Source organism: Neobacillus sp. GCM10027624 (genome assembly GCF_042675345.1).
GTDB classification, from domain to species: Bacteria; Bacillota; Bacilli; order Bacillales; family Cytobacillaceae; genus Neobacillus; species Neobacillus cucumis_D.
The window spans coordinates 63,040-85,948 of record NZ_JBHTHD010000006.1; the positions used below are offsets into that span (position 1 = coordinate 63,040).

The 22,909-nt window shown below is 41.4% G+C and carries 19 protein-coding genes; 16 read left to right on the forward strand and 3 right to left on the reverse strand.

The genetic code is table 11. The features are described from left to right. Positions 1–244 precede the first annotated feature (244 nt). From ACFQZ9_RS10830 to ACFQZ9_RS10845, 4 genes are all read left to right on the forward strand, one after another. The gene (locus ACFQZ9_RS10830) at positions 245–889 is read left to right on the forward strand and encodes a LytTR family DNA-binding domain-containing protein (protein ID WP_498943776.1); all 645 of its coding nucleotides are present in this window, start codon (positions 245–247) and stop codon (positions 887–889) included. 118 nt (positions 890–1,007) lie between these two features. After that, positions 1,008–2,528 (forward strand): succinyl-CoA:acetate CoA-transferase ScpC, encoded by a 1,521-nt coding sequence (gene scpC / locus ACFQZ9_RS10835; protein ID WP_498943777.1) that lies wholly within the window; start codon positions 1,008–1,010, stop codon positions 2,526–2,528. 304 nt (positions 2,529–2,832) lie between these two features. After that, on the forward strand, positions 2,833–3,336 hold the full coding sequence (locus ACFQZ9_RS10840; protein ID WP_498943778.1) for a hypothetical protein: 504 nt from the start codon (positions 2,833–2,835) through the stop codon (positions 3,334–3,336). A gap of 152 nt (positions 3,337–3,488) precedes the next feature. Next, a complete protein-coding gene (locus ACFQZ9_RS10845) occupies positions 3,489–4,949 on the forward strand; it encodes a PAS domain-containing sensor histidine kinase (protein WP_498943779.1) in 1,461 nt (486 codons plus the stop codon). A gap of 130 nt (positions 4,950–5,079) precedes the next feature. Here the strand turns inward: ACFQZ9_RS10845 and ACFQZ9_RS10850 are convergent, their stop codons facing one another. After that, on the reverse strand, positions 5,080–5,610 hold the full coding sequence (locus tag ACFQZ9_RS10850; RefSeq protein WP_498943780.1) for a ribonuclease H-like YkuK family protein: 531 nt from the start codon (positions 5,608–5,610) through the stop codon (positions 5,080–5,082). Positions 5,611–5,864: 254 nt separating this feature from the next. Here ACFQZ9_RS10850 and ACFQZ9_RS10855 point away from each other — a divergent pair, with 254 nt between their 5' ends. The 3 genes from ACFQZ9_RS10855 to ilvB all read left to right on the forward strand — a co-directional run bounded on the left by ACFQZ9_RS10855 (position 5,865) and on the right by ilvB (position 9,334). Continuing rightward, positions 5,865–6,941 carry a DUF2157 domain-containing protein gene (locus ACFQZ9_RS10855; protein ID WP_498943781.1) on the forward strand — a complete coding sequence of 359 codons (1,077 nt, stop codon included), beginning with the start codon at positions 5,865–5,867 and terminating at the stop codon, positions 6,939–6,941. Continuing rightward, entirely contained in the window at positions 6,934–7,473 is a 540-nt protein-coding gene (locus tag ACFQZ9_RS10860; RefSeq protein ID WP_498943782.1) for a GDYXXLXY domain-containing protein, read from the forward strand. The genes ACFQZ9_RS10855 and ACFQZ9_RS10860 overlap by 8 nt, the downstream gene beginning before the upstream one ends. A 190-nt stretch (positions 7,474–7,663) precedes the next feature. Next, positions 7,664–9,334, forward strand: a complete 1,671-nt coding sequence (ilvB, locus tag ACFQZ9_RS10865) for a biosynthetic-type acetolactate synthase large subunit (RefSeq protein WP_498943783.1) — start codon at positions 7,664–7,666, stop codon at positions 9,332–9,334. Between the two features lie 119 nt (positions 9,335–9,453). Here ilvB and ACFQZ9_RS10870 read toward each other — a convergent pair whose 3' ends face one another. Then, positions 9,454–10,191 (reverse strand): IclR family transcriptional regulator, encoded by a 738-nt coding sequence (locus ACFQZ9_RS10870; RefSeq protein ID WP_198312994.1) that lies wholly within the window; start codon positions 10,189–10,191, stop codon positions 9,454–9,456. Between the two features lie 198 nt (positions 10,192–10,389). Here ACFQZ9_RS10870 and ACFQZ9_RS10875 point away from each other — a divergent pair, with 198 nt between their 5' ends. The 5 genes from ACFQZ9_RS10875 (at position 10,390) to ACFQZ9_RS10895 (ending at position 15,540) form a co-directional block, all read left to right on the forward strand. Continuing rightward, entirely contained in the window at positions 10,390–11,244 is an 855-nt protein-coding gene (locus tag ACFQZ9_RS10875; protein WP_498943833.1) for a dimethylarginine dimethylaminohydrolase family protein, read from the forward strand. A gap of 27 nt (positions 11,245–11,271) precedes the next feature. Further along, on the forward strand, positions 11,272–12,687 hold the full coding sequence (locus tag ACFQZ9_RS10880; protein WP_498943784.1) for an amino acid permease: 1,416 nt from the start codon (positions 11,272–11,274) through the stop codon (positions 12,685–12,687). 277 nt (positions 12,688–12,964) lie between these two features. Further along, on the forward strand, positions 12,965–14,518 hold the full coding sequence (locus ACFQZ9_RS10885) for a glutamate synthase-related protein (protein ID WP_498943785.1): 1,554 nt from the start codon (positions 12,965–12,967) through the stop codon (positions 14,516–14,518). Positions 14,519–14,700: 182 nt separating this feature from the next. After that, positions 14,701–14,859 (forward strand): hypothetical protein, encoded by a 159-nt coding sequence (locus ACFQZ9_RS10890; protein WP_165976348.1) that lies wholly within the window; start codon positions 14,701–14,703, stop codon positions 14,857–14,859. Between the two features lie 138 nt (positions 14,860–14,997). Next, positions 14,998–15,540, forward strand: a complete 543-nt coding sequence (locus tag ACFQZ9_RS10895; protein ID WP_498943786.1) for a DinB family protein — start codon at positions 14,998–15,000, stop codon at positions 15,538–15,540. Positions 15,541–15,607: 67 nt separating this feature from the next. Here the strand turns inward: ACFQZ9_RS10895 and ACFQZ9_RS10900 are convergent, their stop codons facing one another. Beyond that, positions 15,608–16,114 (reverse strand): DinB family protein, encoded by a 507-nt coding sequence (locus ACFQZ9_RS10900; RefSeq protein WP_498943787.1) that lies wholly within the window; start codon positions 16,112–16,114, stop codon positions 15,608–15,610. 216 nt (positions 16,115–16,330) lie between these two features. On the opposite strand from ACFQZ9_RS10900, the gene ACFQZ9_RS10905 reads away from it, so the two are divergent. The 4 genes from ACFQZ9_RS10905 (at position 16,331) to ACFQZ9_RS10920 (ending at position 22,878) form a co-directional block, all read left to right on the forward strand. Then, positions 16,331–18,520 (forward strand): alpha-galactosidase, encoded by a 2,190-nt coding sequence (locus ACFQZ9_RS10905; RefSeq protein ID WP_498943788.1) that lies wholly within the window; start codon positions 16,331–16,333, stop codon positions 18,518–18,520. Between the two features lie 300 nt (positions 18,521–18,820). Beyond that, the gene (locus tag ACFQZ9_RS10910; protein ID WP_498943789.1) at positions 18,821–19,843 is read left to right on the forward strand and encodes a sugar-binding protein; all 1,023 of its coding nucleotides are present in this window, start codon (positions 18,821–18,823) and stop codon (positions 19,841–19,843) included. After that, positions 19,827–21,290: a sensor histidine kinase gene (locus ACFQZ9_RS10915; protein WP_198312999.1), complete on the forward strand. Its 1,464-nt coding sequence runs from the start codon at positions 19,827–19,829 to the stop codon at positions 21,288–21,290. The genes ACFQZ9_RS10910 and ACFQZ9_RS10915 overlap by 17 nt, the downstream gene beginning before the upstream one ends. Further along, positions 21,283–22,878, forward strand: coding sequence for a response regulator (locus ACFQZ9_RS10920; RefSeq protein WP_498943790.1), 1,596 nt, complete (start codon positions 21,283–21,285; stop codon positions 22,876–22,878). Before ACFQZ9_RS10915 ends, ACFQZ9_RS10920 begins: the two co-directional genes overlap by 8 nt. The last annotated feature ends 31 nt before the right edge of the window (positions 22,879–22,909 follow it).

Genomic DNA, 22,909 nt, shown 5'->3' on the forward strand with positions numbered 1-22,909 from the left:
ATAAAGTTCAATAAATAAAAAATGGAAGCAGGCACCGGTTGAATAACGGTGTCTGTTTTTTTAGAACATAGTAACCGGCCGTCTTTCTATTAGATTTATAAGAGGTGGGACTAGGATTGAGCGGATATGGTTGTATGTTTAAATGGTATACTATTATAGTAGAATTTTAAGTGTATGTCACAATGTGCCAACCTTAGGAGGTACAACGGGCGTTGTGAAATTTTGTAGGAGGAGGGGCCGGATTATGGAAAGCATTACTGTCGTTTCTCTTCTAGATGTAATCAGTGAATTGTTTTCTGATGAAATTTCTATTGCGGTATCCAATAAGACGGAATATATCTATTATCGGCCAAGTAAACGGGTTGATTTAAAAATTAGGCCAGGGGATCTTTTAAAAGAAGGAACCATTGCTCACAAAGCGATTCAAACAAAGCAAAAAATTTCTGAATTTATTGATCGGGATGTTTTTGGTATTCCTTATCATGGGATGGCGGTGCCCTTTTTTCATGATGGAAAGCTAGAAGGCTGCGTTACAGCTATTTTTCCATCCTTAACAAGCGGAAAATTGGTTGTAACGATTAAAACGGAGGATGGTTGGCTTCCAATTCCTTTTTCACAGGTGGTCTACTTGGAAGCCAAGGATAAAAAGACTTATGTTTTTGGCAAGGAGCATAGTGGGACGCATAAATACTCCCTTCAGGAATTTGAATTTCTGTTGCCAAAGGATTATTTTATCCGCTGTCATCGCTCGTTTATTGTGAATGTGAATCATATTAAAGCGATTTATCCTGATACCCATTCCACGTTTGTTCTTTCGATGGATAATGGTGATCAAGTTCCGGTGAGTCAATCCTATTCCAGTTATTTTCGCCGCTTGCTTGGATTTTAAAAATTCTGTTTTATCCTGTGAAATTGCTGTTTTATCTGAATTTTTCGTAACTAATCCTTAAAATCCCCAAATGATCAACCTTATCTGTAAAATCTTAGGTAAGGGGGTTGGATGGGATATGGATAAACGGCTTGAGCGGATTCGTGATTCAAAGCTTTGGGACAGGGTGGTAACACCAGAGGAAGCAGCATCATGGATTCAAGATGGGATGACATTAGGGTTAAGTGGATTTACACGTGCCGGTGATGTGAAAGCGGTTCCGTTCGCGTTAGTGAAACGGGCGGAAAAGGAATCCTTTAAGGTGAATGTGTATACCGGGGCTTCTTTAGGTTCCGATGTGGATAAGCTTTTTGCCGAAGCGGGGATTTTAGGAAAACGTCTGCCGTTTCAAGCGGATCCTACCATGAGGAGCAAAATTAACAATGGTGAGATTTTGTTTGTTGATCAGCATTTGTCACACACTGCTGAATTGGTTCGTGCTAATGTAATGGACCCAATTGATGTGGCTGTTTTGGAAGCGTTCTCAATTACGGAGGATGGAATGGTTGTTCCAACGACTTCGATTGGGAACTCCTTATCGTTCGCTGCAAATGCCAAGTCCATTATTATTGAAATAAATTTGGCGCATCAGGTGAACCTAGAGGGACTGCATGATTTATATGAGCTTGGGAAACAGGGAGAACGGGACCCGATTCCTTTAACGAAAGTGGATGACCGGATTGGGACAATTGGAATTCCGGTGGACCTTGAAAAGGTTAAGGGGATTGTATTTACCAATCAACTGGATTCTCCGTCTACAATTGTTCCACCTGATGAGGAAACGGTTGTTATGGCCCAGCATTTAATGGGATTTTTGCGTAAGGAGATAGCTGCAGGCAGGCTGACGGAACGTCTTGCCCCGCTTCAATCTGGAATTGGTTCGATTGCCAATGCGGTTCTTCATGGAATGGTCGATTCAGAGTTTCATGATTTAGAGGTTTATTCAGAGGTATTACAGGACGCCGTTTTTGATTTAATGGACGCAGGAAAGGTTCAGTTTGCATCCTGCTGTTCGATTACACTTTCGGATGCAAAAATGAAAGAGGTCTTTGCAAACTTTGATCGATATCGGGATCGGTTGATTATGCGGCCGCAGGAGATTTCCAATCATCCGGAAATTATCCGCCGCCTTGGCTTGATTTCAATTAACACTGCATTAGAATTAGATATTTACGGGAATGTCAATTCAACACATGTGTTAGGAACGAAAATGATGAACGGAATTGGCGGGTCCGGTGATTTTGCCCGGAATGCCCGCTTAGCCATTTTTGTTACAAAATCGATTGCCAAGGGCGGCAAAATTTCAAGTATTGTTCCGTTTGTTTCTCATGTTGACCATACAGAGCATGATGTTGATGTGATTGTGACGGAACAAGGATATGCAGATTTGCGCGGATTGGCTCCACGGCAGCGGGTGGAACTGATCATCGAGCGCTGTGCACATCCGATGTATCGCGAGCAGCTTCGAGAATATTATCGTGAGGCACTTGTTCGGGGAGGTCAGACCCCTCACGTATTAGAAAAGGCACTTTCATGGCACACCAACTTTGCAGCGAACGGGACAATGCTGCAGGAGCAGAAGGTTGCCGAAACGGTTTAATTATGATGAAAAGGGATGTCAATTGACGTATTACCGGGATGGGGATCTTGGGACGGATGGTAGGAACTATATAAAATTGTAGCACCTGGATATTTGTATCCAGGTGTTTTTTTGACTAAATATGAAGGCTATATTAGTTAAGCGATGGTGTTTTAAAGTTGTAAATGAAATTACAAAAGTGGTAAAAAAGGCTATATAATATTAGGGACTGATTCTCAAGGCATTATTGTTGTATTGTATTTTGGTGTCAGCCCCAATTTTTTGTAGGCAACATGTAAATCCAGTATGGAAGAAGGGGATTATTTTGTATCATCGGCTTTGGCTGATTGTTAATACTGCGTTAGTCGTTATTTTGACAGGATATATTTGGATAATTAGCCCTCATGATAATTCCAGTGTGGTTTTGGCCCAATTATTGGCACAGATTGCTGTGATTCTTTTTATCATGAATGTGAATATGTATTTCATTTTTCTTGTGATTCGGAATACTTCGCAACGAAAAGTGAAGATTCGCCTGGCAAAATTTTCAAGAGCTTTAATGAAGTGGCATATAAAAATAGGAGTCTCTGCTACCATTCTTATTTTGGCCCATGCGTTGATTAATTTAAGTAAGGTGGGGCCGCTGATTGGTTTTACGCATGTAAAATTTGTAAGCGGTTATCTTGCAATCCTCATGCTTTCGGTAACATTATTTGCCGGCTATTTGCGTCATAAAAAGTCTTCTGGATTTCGGCGTAAATTCCACCTTACCTCAGCTATGACCTTCTTGGCAGCCTTTCTAATCCATATTTTTGTCCTCCTTAATTAAAGGAGATAATACCTGTGTCCACGTGGAATGGACAAAACGGCCAATTTGTCCACGAGCGGTGCCTGTCACTTTATTCAAAAAAGTTCTTTTATTTACCGTAAAATTCAGTAAAATGGATGGAGAGAATATTTGTAGCGGTAGGAGAGGTTTCTATGTCGATTAGTATCCCGATTTTTGGTAATGGAAATGAATCGGTTTTATATAATCCTGATGAATTAATTGACTTGTTTCTCAATTGTACAGCAGACGGATTTGCGATCGTCGATATGGAAAATCGATTCATTCGCATAAACCCTGTGTATACACAGATTTTCGGTTATACAGAAGAAGATGTTATTGGAAAAAGGTTTGATGAATTTCCACATTCCGATTTAGTGAAGGAAATTATTGAAGAGGTCAAACAAGGCAAATCGTTTACCAATATGATTATTCAACGGTTTCATAAAGATGGCACGGCCCTGGACATATCGGTTACCTATTCACCTTTTCGAAATTCGAATGATGAAATGATCGCCATAATTGCAACTTATCGTGATATCACACATATGGTTTTAATGGAAAAAGAGTTAAAACGAACACGTGAATTGTATAAATTAATTACGGAAAATACAACCGATATGATAAAAGTTTATTCAAAGGATTATGATATTCTCTATGCTTCCCCATCCCATGAACAAAGAATTGGCTACACCCCCGAGCAATTAGTGGGCAGCAGTATATTTGATTTGGTTTTTCCTGAGGAAATGGAAGATTTCAAAAAGATGTTTCAAAAAATAGAGGAAACAGGGGAATCCCAAGTTTTTCAAGTGAAAATGAAGACAAGTACGAATGAGATCATTCATTCTGAAACCAATATTAGTCCGATTTTTAATGAAAAAAAAGAAGTAGAATCTTATGTTACGGTAGGAAGGGATATAACCGAGAGAGTGAACAATGATGCTGCTTTTCGGAATTTGGATAGGCTCTCCATCATCGGACAATTAGCGGCAGGTGTTGCCCATGAAATCCGAAATCCGTTAACATCTTTAAAGGGGTTCTCCAAACTTTTAAAAAGTACGGCAAATAAGGAAAAGAATGACCAATACTTATCGATTATTATGAATGAATTAGACCGGATTGATATGATTGTGAATGAGTTTATGTCTTTAGCAAAACCACAAGCAATCCATTTTGAACGGGAACAGTTAATTTCGATCCTAGACAGCACCATTAACGTCCTGCATCCACAGGCCCTCTTACATGGAGTAGAAATCAAAATAAATTATCCAACGGATCATGTTGAGATTAATTGCAGCCTGCATCAGCTTAAACAAGTATTTGTTAACTTTTTGAAAAATGCAATAGAAGCCATGCCAAAAGGCGGGACCGTACATATTAATGTAGAAAAAGTGGACCGCAATCGAGTCATGATTAGCTTTACGGACGAAGGTGTGGGGATTGAACAGGAACGATTGAATTACCTAGGAACACCCTTTTACACCACAAAAGATAAAGGAATTGGCCTCGGATTAACCGTTAGCAATAAAATCATCCAAGAACATCATGGAACAATGAAAATACAAAGCCAAATCGGTGTCGGCACAACCGTCACCGTAGAATTGGACTGTTTATAAAGTGGCATAAATAGTGACAGGCACCGCCCGTGGACAAATCGGCTATTTTGTCCGTGTGGGGTGGACAACGCTACTTTTAGCCTGTTTGCCTGGCTCTCAGGGCGTTTGGTTAGCGCTGGGTGTCAGGCTTTTATTTTGTGTAGCGATTTGCATAGCTTGAGGCGACAAAAGCATTCGGTTTGATTTTTGGCTCGACCCCCATTGACTCCATTCTTGTTACCATTTCTTTTACAAATGCGCTGGTTTTATTCCGTTTTCCTGCCCCGATATCAATATGTCCCTCCATGACAAAGGTTGCCCCCTGATAAAGGTACGGAAGAATAATATTGATGAGCTCACTTTTTCGCCCCTCTGTAAACATGGAGACGATTTCCTCTGTCAGGGATAATTCAAGGGAAATCCGTTCATGCAGGTGCAGCATTTTTCGTGGAACAACGTATTTCCGAATACAGGCCCACACCCCGTTCCCTTCATTTTGAATGACAATACCCGTGATAAAAACAGTATACGACCGATGAACCTGTGAGTCTGTTCCGACCATTAGCCGGTAGTTTCCCAAAGGGTCAGATTTCATGAAAGAAACAATTTGGTCAAAGACATGCTCAAATGTCATATTTTGTTCTTGAAGGTTTTGAAATAAATAATCTTCACTTTTACTCATCTGGAAGCACCACATCTTCCTTTTTCAGCAGAATAAACTGCTTTTATTTCTATCTTATGGAAAAAGTTTTTATGACGTGCAACCGAGAATGATCTTACTTAAGATAGAAATTTATATTGAAGAGTACAAATCTTAACGGAAGAAAATTATATAGTAATTAGAAAAAATTAACTATATAACCATATAATTGTTAAAATGAGGTTAGAAAGAAGCGGTGGCATAAAGATATTTTTATACAGAAAGGGGCGAGATTAGTGGTCAAGCGAAAAGTGAAGAGGAACGAGTTTGAATTTTTAAAGCGAGAACTTCAGTATTTAGAAGATTCAGAGACGATACCCAGGGGGAAGGCAAAAGAAATTCAAGAGTTATATAAAGTGGAGGAAAAGCTATCGATTACAAAAACGCTCTTATATGTCGGGTCCATTCTAATTGGGGTGGGGATTCTTAGTTTTATCGCCAGTAATTGGGGTGAAATCGGAAAAACGGTTAAGTTTCTGTTTATTTTCTTGTTGTATCTGGGATGCAATTTTGCGGGATATAAGCTGGAAAAAAGCTTACCAAAAACATCAAGAAGTTTTTATTATCTTGGCGTGATGGTTTTCGGAGCGGGAATATTCCTGATTGGACAAATGTTCCATTTTGGCGGTAGTTTTCAGGGGGCTTTTTTATGGTGGTCAATTGGCATTTTGCCCTTAGCCTGGGTGTTGCGGGACAAATGGATTCTTCTTGTTTCCGCCTTGTTTACCCTTATTTATATGCTAGATGAACCGTTCCTTCAAGGAGATCGTATCCCGATTTGGACGATTCTGTTGATCGCGGTCATTTATGTCCTGAATGAAAAAATTGGTTTTTCAAGAGCAGTGGGGTTTGTGAATGGGCTGCAGCAGCTTGTTTTTATCAGTACGGTTATTACCTTCTTTATCGGCGGAGATGATGAGTCCCTATATCTATATGGGTTAATCTATTTGGCTCTTGGCATTGCGCTTATTCTTAGAAGATCAAAAATTAGAGATGTCTATGTTTTATTGGGTCATCTTATTCATGGGGTTGCCGCTCTGATGCTTTCCTTCGAAGATGTCTGGCCTTCTTCGATTGATTGGGCGTATATTCCGTTCTCGATTCTTTACCTGATTTTTGTACTATTTTTAGTGAATCGGGGCAGTTTGTTTAGCATTGTGATTCTTTGCGGACTGATATTCCGGTTTTATATTGACCTATCGTTTGACTTCCTGCCGAAATCACTTGTCTTTATCATAGGCGGTCTCCTCCTACTCGGTTTTGGTTTTTATTTTGAAAAACAAAGGAAGAAGGGGGGAAGAGTCAATGAATAAGCAAACGCGGGGAAAGCAGCTTTTATTGGCTTGTTTAGTGCCAGTGGTCATTCTCCTTGGCATGTGCTTTATCCCTCTTTATACATTGATGACGGGGAAAGAAATTATTCTTCAAACTAGGCCAATCGACCCTACGGATTTATTTCGTGGGGACTATGTGACCCTAAGTTATGATGCAGAGGAGGTCCCGAAAGAGTTAGTGGAGGAAGAAGTGATAAATGAAATGAGAGATGGGCGGGGTGGAATCAAGGTGTATGTGACGTTGAAGAAAAAGAAAGGGATTGACACCCCGGTCAAGGTCTCCCTTGTAAAACCGCAATCAGGCGCTGTATATCTAAAAGGAACCTTGGACTATATCGGGGATAATCGGGACCAAAATGAAGTTGCCTTCATTCAATACAGCCTGGATAAATATTTTGTTGAGGATAACACCGGAATGGATTGGGAAGCGTCCTCAGCAAAAGGAGAAATCCTGGCCAAAGCGAAAGTCAAAAACGGCTACGCCATCCTAACTGGAATTGAAAAAAAGTGACATCTAAAGTGACAGGCACCGTTCGTGGACAAAACGCGATTTTTGTCCGTGTGGGATGGACAGTGGCGAAAAGCTTTACAATAATTCTTCTAAAGGATTTTCAAAATTAATAGGTAAACCATGATTTACTTCACATACTTTTGATTTCTGATGATTTAAAATATTAGAAAATTGGAAATCAGGTGAAGGTATGTTTTTGCAAAAAGAGGTAACAGAAAAAATAGGATTATTTGAGTCTTTAAGTCTTTTAGAAGTGGATTGTGTTTTTGGGTGTGATAACCGTGGCCTGCTTCCAGGTGTTGACCAATCAAATATTCGTTATATTCAATTAAATCATGAACAGGCCGCGGTTCATGCAGCAGATGGCTTTGCCCGTGCGACAGGGAAACCCGGTGTCGTCCTCCTATCAAGCACTGCCGGAGTAACTAACGCAATTACAGGAATTGCAACGGCTTATAGCGATTCAGTACCGCTTGTCATAGTCACGGGTCCGCTGGTAACCAAGCCGCAAATTAAGGGAGCATTTCAAGAGTTGGATGTTTTGGGAATCACGATGCCGATAACAAAGTACTCTTTTAAACTGAAAGATTGGGAACTTTTATCCGAGGCACTGCAAAATGCCTTAACCATAGCAGCAGGGGGGAGACCAGGCCCTGTTTTAATCGAATATGCGGCGGGGCCATTAACGAATAATCAGGAAGGACTTCTAAGTTATCCGCGTCCTCGGGGTCAAGTAAGGAAGGGACAGATGGAAAAATCGATTGAATCGGCATTAGAATTGATTGAATCTGCAAGGAAACCCGTTCTTTTTATTGGCGGTGGTTTGATTTCTTCCGGAGCAGCCGACTTTTTAAGGGAAATTGTTCGGCAGGCTCGAATACCGGTAGTCAGCTCCCTTATGGGAATTGGTGCGATGGAGTCTGCAAATCCGCTGTACTTGGGAATGCTGGGGATGCATGGGACATTTGCTGCGAATAAAGCTGTTCACCAATGTGATTTACTGATTTGTATTGGGGCCCGTTTTAGTGACCGGGTCACGGGGAAAATCAGCGGGTTTTCGCCAAAATCAAAAAAAATCCATGTCGATGTGGATCCGGCTGAAATCAACAAAATCATTGCGGTGGACCTGCCGATTGTCAGTGATGCAAAAGAGTTTCTTTGTGAGCTTAAAGGGCGGTTAGATTATCAGCAGATTTTAAGAAATGTTGAAATTTGGACAAATGAAGTAATTGGGTGGAAGCGGACAGTGCCGCGATTTGACAAGCCTCATAGTCTTCTCAGCCCGCAGACGGTAATAAAAAAGCTGGATGAATATTCAGCTCACGATACAATCGTTGTTACGGATGTGGGACAGCACCAAATTTGGACAGCACATCATTATGCTTTCTCAACCCCTAGAACTCTGATTACATCAGGTGGTTTGGGGACAATGGGGTATGGGCTGCCAGCGGCAATTGGTGCAGCGGCGGCATGTCCGGGTGAGCCGGTCCTTTGTGTATCCGGTGACGGCAGCTTTCAAATGAACCTGCAGGAATTAATCATAGCAGTAAAATATCAACTTCCGATCAAGATTGCCATCCTTAATAATGGATATCTTGGTATGGTTCGTCAGTGGCAGGAGCTCTTTTACCATGGACGCTATTCTTCCGTCAAAATTGGCTCACCAAGTTTTGCAAAACTGGCAGAGGCTTATGGCGTTCCCGGATATAAGGCTCGTACCGAGGATGAAGCTGAACGGGTGATAGCAGAGGCATTTCAGCACAGCGGTCCAGCTTTAATCGAATTCGATGTAGTAGAAGAGGAAAATGTCTATCCAATGGTGCCGCCCAACCATAGCAACCACCAAATCATCCTAGAGTGACCACTATGGTGACAGGCACCGTTCGTGGACAAAAGGCCAATTTTGTCCGTGTGGGGTGGACGTTCTGTTGGATAGTGGTGCGAAACAAAAAGGCAGAAGCTTAGAAATCGGCTTCTGCCTTAAAATTTGTATCCTAATTTGGAGGAAATGCGGATTCCGTATTCGACTACTTTTTCCTTTAAAAAGGTTTGTCTTTCTTCTGATATATTAAAGGAAACGTACCCGATGCTGATGGCGCCCATCAGTTCATTTAATTGATTAAAAACCGGTGCTGCAACAGAGGAAGTTCCCGGCGTTTTCTCTCCATGGCTCTCTCCAAATCCCTTTGCACGTACCTCATTTAGAACTCCAACAAAAGCCTCCTGCTCCACCTTTGGAACCAGAGCTTCTACTATTTTTGCTGCCTCGGATTTTGGCATGTTTGCTAGCATTACTTTATTGGCCGCCCCGACATTCAGAGGAATCCGGATTCCTAATTGGTCATAAATACGTATCGGGTTTTGCTGGCAGTCAATCCTCTCGACAATTAACGATTCCAGTCCAATTGGTTTACTAAAATACACACTCTCCTCAACCTCGAGCATTAATTTTTCCATTTCCGGGCGGACCTGACCTACAAAATCAAAAGTATCATACATTTGCAAACCATACTCTAACCACTTAGTCCCTAACGAATAGAGCTTTAAATCAGGGTCCTGTTGAATCAAGCCATGTTTTTTCATGGATTGTAAGATTCGATGCATCGTACTTACAGGTAACTCACATTCCTTCGATAAATCGGTGATGGAAAACCACCTTTTTGTTTCATTTCCGGCAAGAACAGCTGCAACCTGCATGGCGCGGTCAATTGTCTGCATATGCTCAACTCCTATTCCTTTCTATTATCTACTATAGCGGGAAAAATTTAAAAACAAAATTATTCAGTAAATTCATAAAATATTGACATGTGATTTCATCTATCATACTATTTTATTAATAGATTTTCCTCTATGGGGAAATGTATTCCGATATGTGGAAAAATAGTAGGAGGGGTAATTTTGTCATACAGTCAATCCATGCATAAAAAACTAGGCCATGTCATTGTGAAGCATCCAAAAGATGCATTTCTTAACCAGGAACATTTAAGTAAGGAATGGAAAAAATTCAACTACCTTGAGGAGCCTGATTTTTCAAAAGCTCAACATGAATATGATAAGTTTCTTTCGATTTTGAAACAGCATGTAGAACAGATTGATTTTTTACCAGCTTCAGAGAGTGTCGGCTTAGACTCGCTCTATGCCCACGATCCTGTTAAGTTCACCAAAAATGGAGCAATTATTTTAAAATCAGGAAAAAAACTGCGCCAGCCTGAAGCCGAGGTATATAAGCAATTTTTACAGGAAAAAGGAATTCCTATTATCGGGGAGCTTACTGGCGATGCTGTCTGTGATGGCGGAGACATTGTCTGGCTCAATGACCGGACACTGCTTGTCGGCCGCGGTTATCGCACAAATGATGAGGCGATCCGGCAGTTAAAAGAGATCACGAAGGATTTAGTGGATGAATTTATTGTCGTGCAGCTTCCGCATGACCAAGGCGAGAATGAATGTCTCCATCTTATGTCGTTTATTAGCTTGGTTGATGAGGATTTAGCCGTTGTTTATTCAAGATTGATGCCTGTATTTTTACGGCAGATGCTGATTGAGCGCGGCATTCAATTAATAGAGGTATCAGAGGATGAATATCTTCGTCTCGGGTGTAATGTTCTTGCCCTGGCACCGCGTGTTTGTATGATTGCATCTGAAAACCCTTCCACAAAACAGCAGTTACTTGATGCCGGGGCAACGGTTTATGAGTACGAAGGAAATGAAATTTCTTACCTGGGAACTGGCGGTCCGACATGTCTTACATGTCCTGTTGTCCGTTCATAATACATTAAACGAAGGGTGTGGGAAGTGATGGAACAAGGGGCTCAGCAAAATCAGCAAAATCAGCAAAATCAGTTAAATCGCTCCATGAAGCGCCGGCATTTATTTATGCTGTCGCTTGGGGGTGTCATTGGAACAGGATTATTTTTAAATGCAGGGTATACGATTCATCAAGCAGGAGTGGGCGGCTCGTTAATTGGCTATTTATTTGGCGGAATTATTCTTTATTTGGTTATGGTTTGTCTTGGTGAACTTGCCGTCTATATGCCTGTTACCGGTTCTTTCCAAACCTATGCGACTAAATTTATTAATCCTTCGGCCGGCTTTTCACTAGGGTGGATGTACTTTATCGGTTCGGCAACAACCGCCGGAGTGGAATTTACCGCAGCTGGAATTTTGATGAAACGATGGTTTCCAGATATATCGGTTTGGATTTGGTGTGCGATTTTTATCGCCTTGTTATTTTTACTGAATGCCTTAACGACAAAAGGCTTTGCCGAGGCCGAATATTGGTTTGCCGGGATTAAGGTAATAGCGGTTATTTTCTTTATAATTATTGGGCTGGGAGCTATTTTTGGCATCATTCCGTTATCAGACCGTCCGGCACCGTTTGCGAAAAATTTTGCTCCATCAGGTTTGTTCCCGACCGGATTTGTCATTCTCTTTACGACCATGATGAATGTTATTTTTTCATACCAAGGCTCGGAATTGATTGGGATTGCAGCCGGAGAAAGTGAAGAGCCCGAGAAGAACATCCCTCGTGCCATTCGAAACGTCCTTTTTAGAATTATTGTTTTTTATCTTGCTTCGATTGTGATTTTATCAGCGATTTTCCCAACGAAAGAATTGGGATTGTTAGAGAGCCCATTTGTAACCTTAATGGATTTGGCGGGGATCCCGTACGCACCTGATATTATGAACTTTATTATTTTAACCGCCATTTTATCTGTAGGGAACTCATGTATTTATGCCTCGACACGTTTGCTGTGGGCGATGGCAGGGGAGGGAATGGCACCGAAGTACTTTGGAAAACTTTCAAAGCGCAAAGTTCCATTTACTGCTCTTGTATTTACGATGATTTTTTCCCTTTTATCTTTGCTAACAAGCGTGATTGCCGCGGATACTGTGTTTGTGTTATTAATGTCGATTGCCGGTATCTCTGTGACCATTTCTTGGATTGGAATTGCACTCTCTCAATTGATGTTCCGGCGTAAATATTTGCAGGGAGGCGGAAAATTGGAGGATTTGCAATACAAGGTTCCGTTCTATCCGTTGATTCCAATTATTTGTATCGTATTTTGCGTATCGATCTTAATCTTCCTGGCATTTGATCCAACCCAGCTAGTAGGATTACTAGTTGGGATAGGCTTCTTGCTCATCTGTTATTTTGGATACTACTTCAAAGAAAAAAAGACAGCAAAAGCCGATACTGAAATTAGCGGCTGATTAGAACAAGGTGACAGTCAAAGTGACACCTCAACTAAAGTGACACCTCAACTAAGGTGACAGGCACCGTTCGTGGACAAACTTACGAATTTGTCCGTGTACAGTGGACAGTGGTGGGTGAACTGAGGATGCTCTCGTTAAAAGGGCATCCTTGTTTGTTTTTTTACCAATTTTACAGTTAAATGGTTACGATCAGATACCTTTAATAACACCCTCGCCTCTTTTGCATAGATTGATTGTAATATAGCTACCATGTAAAAGGGGATTATGGATATTTATGACTGCTCTGATTATCATTTTGGTTGTATTTGTTATGGGGCTGCTTGGATTATTTTTATGGCTTCGGAGTATCGCAAAAAGACCTCAGCACTCGATTATCCGACTGCATCCGTATTTGGGCTGGATGCGTTACCTTTTCGAACAAATGGGGCCGAAATTAAGACAGTATTGGTATGAAAATGATAATGACGGCCGCCCTTTTTCAAGATATGACTTCTTAGGCATTGTATTTTCGGCAAAATATCGGAATGACCTTTTAAGCTTCGGCTCGAAAAGGAACTTTGATCAGCCGGGTTTCTATATAGCAAATAGTCTGTTTCCTTTATTAACAGAGGAACTTCGTGTGGACAATCAGGAAAAGATTCATGCGATGAAATATAAAATTGAACATGAGGGTCTGTTCACCCGGAGGGAGCAGCTTGAAAAAGATCAGGCCGATCGCTGGTTATACCCTTACGAGGATGCGATTATTGTCGGGCCGGACCGGAAAGTTCCTTGGAGGCTTCTTGGATCGTTCGGTGCTTCGGCGACCTCTTACGGTTCGGTAGGTGAAAACTATATTTTATCAACGGGTCTCGGCAGCCAAATGGCAGGTGGTTCGTGGATTAATACAGGAGAAGGTGGAGTGGCTCCGGAGCATTTAGAGAGCGGGGCGGATGTTGTCGCCCAGATTGGCCCAGGGTTATTTGGATTTCGCGACCAGAATGGGGACTTTTCGCTCGCTGAATTTAAGTTAAAGGCAGAGGAGCCTAATATTAAAGCTTTTGAATTGAAATTTGGTCAAGGCGCAAAAATTCGCGGGGGGCATCTTGAAGGGACAAAGGTTACTCCTAAAGTAGCCAGTATCCGCAAGGTTCCGGTGGGTCAGACCATAAATTCCCCCAACCGCTTTCCTTTTTTACGAAATGCGGTAGAAATGCTTACCTTTGTCGAACTCCTGCAAAAGGAGGGAGGGAAACCAGTTGGAATTAAGATTGTCATTGGGGCGGCGGCCATGCTTGATGAATTATTTTTAACCATGAAAAAGCTCCATATCTATCCTGATTTTATTACGATCGATGGCGGTGAAGGCGGTACGGGTGCTACTTATAAATCGATGGCAGATACGATGGGGTTGCCGCTGTACCCGGCATTGATTACATTCGTCGATAAGGCCAATGAGCATGGTGTCCGCAATCAATTTAAGATTTTTGCTTCTGGAAAGCTGATTTCAGCGGATAAAATTGCGATTGCCCTTGCCATTGGAGCGGATGCCGTAAATTCTGCCCGGGGATTCATGATTGCGGGGGGCTGTATTATGGCGATGCAGTGTCATACGGGAAAATGCCCGGCAGGTGTTACCACCACTGACCCCAAATACCAAGAAGCACTTGTTCCGGAAGAAAAGAAATGGCGGGTTATGAACTACATTATAAATGTCAGGCAGGGTTTATACGCATTAGCGGCAGCCTGTGGAATTGATACCCCTCGTAAATTCACCCGCGACCATATTGTATTTAAAGATGTCGATGGAAAAATAAAAAAGCTGTCAGACCTGTTTCCGAATCAATAAAGTGACAGGCACCGTTCGTGGACAAATCCTCGATTTTGTCCGTGTGGGGGAGACATGAGTTGATTTACGTGTCTGTCCCCATTTTTTACCGAATTTAATGAAAAAAGTTATCTGCCTATCAATCTTTGTGCAGGTCCATCATTTAATAAAGAAACAAGATTTATTGAATAGGATGGATGGAAATGGCGAAGAGGAATCGGGGGAAAACGATCAGCTATCTGCCTTCGAGGGGGCGTGGGACATGTCCGTTGTGTGGCAGAACGAGAATTAAATTATTGTATCCGTATAAAACAGTGGAAAACGTAACAATCAAAGTCTGCAAAATGTGCCGTCATAAATAATCATATTTTTCTAGACTACGAATAGAATAGCCTCTGACCCCCTCGAAACGAAGGGGTTATTTTTTTGAAATAAAAGGAATTCCAGTTTGAAAAATTGAATTATTACGTTGGATATTTTACAGAAACGTGGAGGGGCATATGGCAAATTTAGATACTTTATATTTAATTGATCAAAAAGAAGGGCTTAGTCCTGAGTTTAGTAAATTAGTATCAATGATGAACTATACAAGAACAATCACCATTGAGGAAGTCAAAGCGCTAACAGTTGAGGGGCTCGACTTTCTTTATGATGAGGAAGCAAATTCGATTGGTATGCTGTTAGACCATATGGGTGAGGTGGAAAAGGCCTATCAAATTTTAACATTCCAAAATCGCGACTTAACAGATGAAGAGGTCGGTCGATTGAACCCCGGATTAGATTTAGGCGCCTCAGCAAGAGAAGTGATTAAGGGCTATCCAATCGAGCATTATTTGGAAAAATTAGCGAAGGTTCGGAATGAAACCATCACCATGTTTAAAATGCTCCCGGATGAATGGCTGTTTGAACAAACTCCGTTTTGGTGGGACCGCCCTGCGAATAACTATTTTAAATGGTTCCATGTTTTTGAAGATGAACTAAGCCATCGAGGGCAGATTCGGATTATTAAAAAAATGATTAAAAAACAGATGGGGTCTTTGTAAAGTTTAAAAACGGTTTGCATTAAAAAAGATGCACTTAAAGGTGAGTGCATCTTTTTTATGGAGAGATTTAATGCCTGTTAACAAACTGCTTAATCTCCTTTATTTGCTCAATATGCCGTTGCTCGTGGAGATAAATCAGTTCTATCCATTGAGTTAATGGCATTTCTCCAAAGACAGGGTGAACTGCGGATCTTTCCGCTAAAACGCTTTGATCTTCAAGGCTATCCAAAACCTTCAGAAGCTTATTTCTAGCATCGTTTAACATTTCCAGCATCTGTTGAACTTCAAATGGCTCTCCGCTGGGCTGAACGATTTCAGGAGCATTAAACTTTGTAGTGCGGTCAGTCGCAAGGTGGATGGGCTTTGACTCGGCCTTGTTAATTTCTGGATTAGTTACTAGATGGTGAATAAGCTTAGCCGTTCGTCCCTCCAGCAAAACAAGATGATGGCACACCTCGGCAATGCTCCATTTGTCTTTGCCCGGCTTATAATTAAATTCCTCATTGGTAAGAGATTTAATTTCATCAACCAAGAGATTCCTGGTTACTACTAAGTTTTCATTTACGGAGCTCATAGCCTATCCCCTTTCAAAAATATCTTCCTCTTTATATATTCGGTGTATGGAAAATATATCCTCCACAGTTGAAACAAAGTGACAGGCACCGCCCGTGGACAAATCCCTATTTTTGTCCGTGTCAGGTGGACAGCCGTAGATTGCAAGAAATATAGAACATTGATTTCAATCATGGGAATATGATGAAGTAGGACGTGTTCTAAGGAGGAACGGGTTATGCCAATTGAGTGGAATGAACAAGACGGAATCTTTCATTTATATAATAGCAAGGTCAGCTATCTAATCCAGATTGTACATGGGAAGTATCCTGCCCATTTGTATTGGGGGAAACGGGTGGAAACAAAACAGGCTGCAGCCATTCTTTCCTATAAGGGAAGGGCATTTTCGCCTTCAACAGAACCGGCTCATCCGCAATTTTCACTAGATACACTGCCACAGGAGTATCCGGCGTTTGGGAACGGGGATTTCCGCTCCCCAAGCTATCAACTCCAAACCGCTGATGGATCTACTATTACAGAATTCGTCTACGACTCCCATGAAATTTTTCAAGGAAAACGCCCTTTAAACGGATTGCCTGCTTCCTATGTAGAAGCTGAATCAGAAGCCGAAACTCTCGTGATTACATTGGTAGATTCCAAGCTTGGGATTGGTCTCCATCTTCAATATTCTATCTATCGGGACTTCGAAGTCATCACAAGATCCACTGCCGTTGAGCACCTCGGGTCCCAACAAGTAAAAATCTTGAAGTGTATGAGTACGTCGGTAGATTTTCATCATGCCGATTGGGACTGGCTGCATCTCCACGGCACTTGGGGGCGAGAGCGCCATATTGAGCGAAATCCGCTGTACCACGGGACACAAATGATTTCATCGGCAAGAGGGGCAAGCAGCCACCAGCATAACCCATTTATCGCCTTGCTTTCCAAAAATGCAGACGAGGAGCACGGGGATGTTTATGGGGTCAGCCTCATCTATAGTGGGAATTTTCTGGCCTCCATCGAAGTGGACCCGTTTCAAACCGCACGGCTTGCCATGGGCATCAACTCCTTTGATTTTACATGGCTGTTAAAACCGGGAGAAATTTTTCAAGCCCCAGAGGCACTAATGGTTTATTCCAATGAAGGTCTCGGGGGGATGTCGCGAATCTTTCATAAATTTCTAAGAAAAAGAGTTTGCCGTAGTGCTTATCGTGATCAAACGAGGCCAATCTTAATTAATAATTGGGAGGCTACTTATTTCAATTTTAATGAAAAAAAATTAAAGAGCATCGCTGATGCAGGAAAAGAATTGGGAATTGAGCTGTTTGTTCTTGATGATGGCTGGTTTGGACATCGGGACAATGCAAAAAGTTCGCTGGGGGATTGGATGGTTGATAAGAAAAAGCTTCCTAACGGACTAGAGGGCTTAGGAGAATATCTCCGAAAAAAGGGGATGAAGTTTGGATTATGGGTGGAGCCTGAAATGGTTTCACCGGATAGTAACCTGTACCGAAAACATCCGGATTGGTGCCTGCATGTGCCTGACAGGAAACGGACACCGTCGAGAAATCAATTAATACTAGATTTAAGCAGGGAAGACGTGTGCAATTATGTAATTAATACCTTAACAGCAGTTTTTCAAAGTGCCCAAATCGCTTATGTTAAATGGGATATGAATCGTAATATGACAGAGGTGGGTTCCGCGGCACTGCCGCCTGAAAGGCAAAAGGAAACCGCTCACCGTTATATGCTGGGACTTTATCGGATCTTAGGGAGTCTGACTGAACGTTTTCCTGATATCTTATTTGAAAGTTGTTCCGGTGGCGGCGGCCGGTATGACCTGGGCATGCTTTATTACATGCCGCAAACCTGGACAAGTGATGATACCGATGCTGCCGAGCGGTTAAAAATTCAATACGGAACGAGTCTGCTCTATCCCGCTATCACAATGGGCTCCCATGTTTCGGATGTGCCAAACCACCAAGTGGGCAGGACAACACCTCTCCTAATGAGATGCCATGTGGCGATGGTGGGAAATCTTGGATTTGAATTAAATATCGATAAGCTGAGCGGGGATGATAAGAAATTGGTCGCGGAACAGATCAAACAGTATCATAAAATCAAGGAGTTGGTTTGTTTTGGGGATCTTTACCGGTTGATGAATCCCTTTACTGGTACGGATTCAGCCTGGATGTATGTTTCAGAGGATAAGATAAAAGCAGTTTTGTTTTATTTTAAAACCATGGCATCTCCAAATCCACCCTTCCAGCGTGTGAAATTAAAGGGGCTGGAGGCTAAAAAGAGTTATAAACTCAACAATGGGAATCAAGAATATTTTGGCAGCGAACTCATGCAGATCGGGCTAAACCTGCCGTTAATAAAAAACGACTTTTCATCTTTTCTATACTACATCGAAGCATTACAGTGACCCCAATACGCACCAAATGCCATTCGAAAAAATTCAACTAAACGTTTGATTAGTTCCAAAAAGGCCATACACCCCAAGACCTCTACTGGATTTAATCAAACGTTTGATTAGTTTTTTAATCCCCTTAGTGTCCACTCCACACACACAAATTTTACAATTTGTCCACGAACGGTGCCTGTCACCTAATGTTGTCACCTTATGTGTGTCACTCTTATGTGTCACTTTTTATTCGTTGTTGATTTTGTGAAAATTCCGTATAATGGTTGTAGTTTTTTCACTCACTGGGACTGGGGTTGTTTTATGGGCAGATTAACTAAAACCGCTTATATTTTAGGCATTCTTTGTTTTTTGATTAGCTGCTCTTTTGCGATTTTTTATGGATATAAAATCTTTACCCATGACATACCAAAAACGAAGAAAACAATCGAAGAGGCGCGGTATCATTTTGTGCTCGTACCTGAGGAGCTTGATAACGAATATTGGCGGCTTGTCGAAAAGGGAGCAAAAGCTGCGGCGAAGCATTACGGAGTGGTACTTGAGTACGTCGGACCGAAACAGGCGAATATTGATGAGCATTTAAAAACAATTGAAATGTCCGCAGCCGCTAAGGTCGATGGAGTCATCACACAGGGATTGAGCAACAAGCAGTTTACCCCGCTGATTAATCGGGTTGTCTCCTCTTACGGAATCCCGGTCATTACGATTGATACAGATGCAGCCAATAGCCAGCGCATTGCCTATATCGGTACGGACAATTATCATGCAGGTTACCTGGCGGGAAAAGCGTTAATTGCCGATACAAAGGGGAAGGCCAATGTGGCCATCATTACCGGGAGTTTTTACGCGAATCATATGATTCAGCGGGTAAAAGGGTTTAAGGATGCAGTAAAAAAAGCAAAAGGCATTCATATTGTTGCGATTGAAGAATCACAAATCAGCCGAATTCGGGCAGCGGAGAAAGCCTATCAAATCATGCAGGAACACCCAGAAGTAAACGCCTTTTATGGGACAAGTGCCCTAGACGGAATCAGTATTGCCAAAGTGGTTGAATTGAAAAAGAGAGAGCATGACATTTATATAATTGGCTTTGATGTCCTGCCAGAAACCATTGCAAATCTTCAAAAAGGAACCATAAATGCGACCGTAGTCCAGCAGCCCTATGAAATGGGTTATGGTTCGGTCAAAATGATGGTTGAACTAATGGAGAAGAAACATATACCGCCGATTGTCCATACAGAAACACAGGTAATCAGAAAAAAAGATTTGTCCGACTTACATCAGAACAGAATGGAGGCGGGCAAAAAAAATGCTATTCCGAATTAGATCCAAACTGTTGCTTTATTTTATTGTGCTTGTCGTTTTGTTAACATCTATCGGTTTTTATTTTTATAATAGCAGTGAAAAACTGGTGGTAGAATACGATAACAGCTTTGAACAGTTTCTTTTGTTAAATGATATCTCAAAACGGACCAACCAAATTACCGAGAGCCTGCATGCGTATATTTTGGATAAAGAAGAACGTTATTTAGAGGACTATACAGCAAAAAAGATAAAACTGCTCAAGGATCAAAAGAGGCTATATCAAGAAATTAACACCAATGATATTACCCTTGTAAATTATAAAAATATGATCGACAGCTTTTTGGAAGAATGCGATACCTCGATTCATTTTTTTCAAAAAGATGATATTAACCGCTATTCAGATCATTATAATGAAGCCTTGAAAATTGCCTCATTTCTACAAGAAAGTACACTATCATTGTTAAATAATAAGCTGACAGACTATCAAAAATTTTATGGTGAAATCGAATTGCAAAACCATTACTACAAATTAATGGCTATTTCCCTTTTTGCTGCCACTTTTTTTCTTAGTACCTTACTTGCTTTGTGGATTTCGGGTGGAATTACGAAACCAATTCGCCAGCTTTCGAAGGCCGCAAAAGAAATTTCGAAAGGAAATTTTTCCGGGGAGGATATTAAGGTTTCCACAAATGATGAATTAAAATTATTAACAGAAACGTTTAACCAAATGCGGACAAATATCCGGCAACTGGTCATTGAAATCAAACAAAAGTCCGAATTGGACAAGCTCTTAAAGGAACTGGAATTAAAGAGTCTGCAAAATCAAATTAATCCACATTTTCTTTTTAACACCTTGAACACCGTTTCTAAAATGGCTTACTTAGAGGACGCAGAAGAGACTTCAAGATTAATTGAAGCGGTTGCGGCCTTGCTCCGTTATAATCTTGGCGATTTAAATAAGGCATCCACCCTTCGAGATGAGGTTAGAGTGGTGAAAGAGTATTTTTATATCCAGCAAACCAGATTTGGGGAACGGATTCAGTTTAAGACCGATATTCAAGAGGATTGCTTAGATATTGAAATGCCAAGCTTAATTCTTCAACCTTTAGTTGAAAACGCCTTCATCCATGGAGTGGAGGAATACGAGGAAAATGCGGTGATCAGCTTAAATATTTATCGGCAAATGGACCGGATTTTCGTGGAGGTGAAGGATAACGGGGGAGGCATGGACGAGGCAACCAAGAAAAAACTTCAAGACTATGTCCAAGGGATTGAAAAAGAAGAGACCTTTGAGCTGGAAAAATCGACGGGCCATTCGACGGGCATTGGCGTGAAAAATGTAATTAAACGCCTGCAGTTATTTTATCAGCGGAACGAGATTGTTGAAATTGAATCTGAACTAGAGAAAGGGACAACGTTTAGACTAGTCCTGCCTGATGAAGGGGAAGGTGGAGGAGAACGTGCTTAAAATTCTACTTGTCGATGATGAAGCCCTTGAGCGGAAGGTAATCGGAAAAATGATTCAAAAAGGCATGGAAGGTGTTGAAGTAATCGGTGAAGCCCCGAATGGGAGGAAAGCGACAGAACTGGCAGTCGAACTTAATCCCGACATTATTTTTATGGATATCAAAATGCCGGGAATGGATGGGGTGCAAGCTGTCAAGGAAATCAAAAAGCTCAACCCGGCCATTAAATTCATCATGGTTTCGGCCTTTAATACGTTTGAATATGCCAAAGAAGTCATGCAGCAAGGTGTTAAGGAGTATATTCTTAAGCCAAGCAGAAAACGGGATATTTTAGACTCCCTCGCACGGGTTTCCTCTGAAATTCAGGAAGAGCGCAAACAGCAGGAAGAACAGCAAAGCCTGCGGGAAAACCTGAACCGTGCGGTAACCCTCGCACAAAAAGAATGGGTCTCTTCCCTTATTATTAACCAAGTTCAGGACATCACCTTTGAGGAATGGGGACAATTGTTAGGGGTGGAAATTACCACGGGCTATATCATGCTTTTCTCTCTAAAGCCCAAGGATCAAAGGGAATTTACCATTACGGAGAAACAAAATTGGTACACCTGGTTGAAGGAGTCCCTGCATTCGGTTGTAAAAAAACAGGAAATCATGATTGGCCCATTAATAGAATTACAAGTGCCTGTATTGTTCCTTTGGAAAAAAACGAACGAAAAATTGCTGTTTAAATCGCTGTCGCAGCATGTAATTGAAAGTTTATTGACCCTTTTTCAAAAAGAGTCCATTCAAGCAGAATTAAGGATTGGCGTTGGCCTCCCTTACAATCATGCTTATGAACTCAATAAATCCTATCATGAGGCTGTGATGGCATTAAACCACCTCCTGAAAAATCCAAACCAAAAGTATTTAATTGGGGTAAAACAAGCTGACACGGAAGAAAATTCAACCATTGCTTCAGAAATCCTTGAGATGGAGAAAAAGTTATTAGAAGCAGTTCGTCAAGGCGATGTGAATAAGGTACTATTTCTCTTTGATTCCTTTATTACCAAACATCAGTCGAACTCAAAGATAGAGGCTGCTGTTGTAAAAAAATCATTTGATGAGCTCTTCATATTGATTTCCCGTATGCTGCATGATCTAGGTGTGAATTTAGATCGAACTCCTGTGGTTCATCAGTCAGAGGATGTTGCTGAGATACTTGAAGCCGGAAAAGCACTCCTTATATCCATTGTTCAATCCGTGCAGCAATGGCGGACCAATCATGCGAAAGGAATGCTGCAAAAAGCAAAGGATTATATTGAAACGAATTTTGCCGATTCAATCACATTAGAATCAGTGGCAGAGTATGTCGAGCTCAGTCCATTTTATTTTAGCAAATTGTTTAAGGACCGGTTCGGGATGACGTTTATCGATTATTTAACAGAAATTAGGATTAAAGAAGCAAAGGCCTTAATGGAGGATCCGGGGAAAAGCTTGAAGGAGATTTGTTATTCCGTTGGCTACAAGGATCCCAATTATTTTAGCCGTGTGTTTAAAAAGCTAACAGGCTCATCGCCATCAGAATTCCGCAAGGCAGTAATAAAAGAATAATAGCTTATAAGACCAAATCGGATTTGGTCTA

Coding starts and splice junctions, on each gene's coding strand:
- ACFQZ9_RS10830 (WP_498943776.1), top strand. CDS start 245: ATGGAAAGCATTACTGTCGTTTCTCTTCTAGATGTAATCAGTGAATTG.
- scpC (WP_498943777.1), top strand. CDS start 1,008: ATGGATAAACGGCTTGAGCGGATTCGTGATTCAAAGCTTTGGGACAGG.
- ACFQZ9_RS10845 (WP_498943779.1), top strand. CDS start 3,489: ATGTCGATTAGTATCCCGATTTTTGGTAATGGAAATGAATCGGTTTTA.
- ACFQZ9_RS10850 (WP_498943780.1), bottom strand. CDS start 5,610: ATGAGTAAAAGTGAAGATTATTTATTTCAAAACCTTCAAGAACAAAAT.
- ACFQZ9_RS10860 (WP_498943782.1), top strand. CDS start 6,934: ATGAATAAGCAAACGCGGGGAAAGCAGCTTTTATTGGCTTGTTTAGTG.
- ilvB (WP_498943783.1), top strand. CDS start 7,664: ATGTTTTTGCAAAAAGAGGTAACAGAAAAAATAGGATTATTTGAGTCT.
- ACFQZ9_RS10870 (WP_198312994.1), bottom strand. CDS start 10,191: ATGCAGACAATTGACCGCGCCATGCAGGTTGCAGCTGTTCTTGCCGGA.
- ACFQZ9_RS10875 (WP_498943833.1), top strand. CDS start 10,390: ATGCATAAAAAACTAGGCCATGTCATTGTGAAGCATCCAAAAGATGCA.
- ACFQZ9_RS10880 (WP_498943784.1), top strand. CDS start 11,272: ATGGAACAAGGGGCTCAGCAAAATCAGCAAAATCAGCAAAATCAGTTA.
- ACFQZ9_RS10885 (WP_498943785.1), top strand. CDS start 12,965: ATGACTGCTCTGATTATCATTTTGGTTGTATTTGTTATGGGGCTGCTT.
- ACFQZ9_RS10890 (WP_165976348.1), top strand. CDS start 14,701: ATGGCGAAGAGGAATCGGGGGAAAACGATCAGCTATCTGCCTTCGAGG.
- ACFQZ9_RS10895 (WP_498943786.1), top strand. CDS start 14,998: ATGGCAAATTTAGATACTTTATATTTAATTGATCAAAAAGAAGGGCTT.
- ACFQZ9_RS10900 (WP_498943787.1), bottom strand. CDS start 16,114: ATGAGCTCCGTAAATGAAAACTTAGTAGTAACCAGGAATCTCTTGGTT.
- ACFQZ9_RS10905 (WP_498943788.1), top strand. CDS start 16,331: ATGCCAATTGAGTGGAATGAACAAGACGGAATCTTTCATTTATATAAT.
- ACFQZ9_RS10910 (WP_498943789.1), top strand. CDS start 18,821: ATGGGCAGATTAACTAAAACCGCTTATATTTTAGGCATTCTTTGTTTT.
- ACFQZ9_RS10915 (WP_198312999.1), top strand. CDS start 19,827: ATGCTATTCCGAATTAGATCCAAACTGTTGCTTTATTTTATTGTGCTT.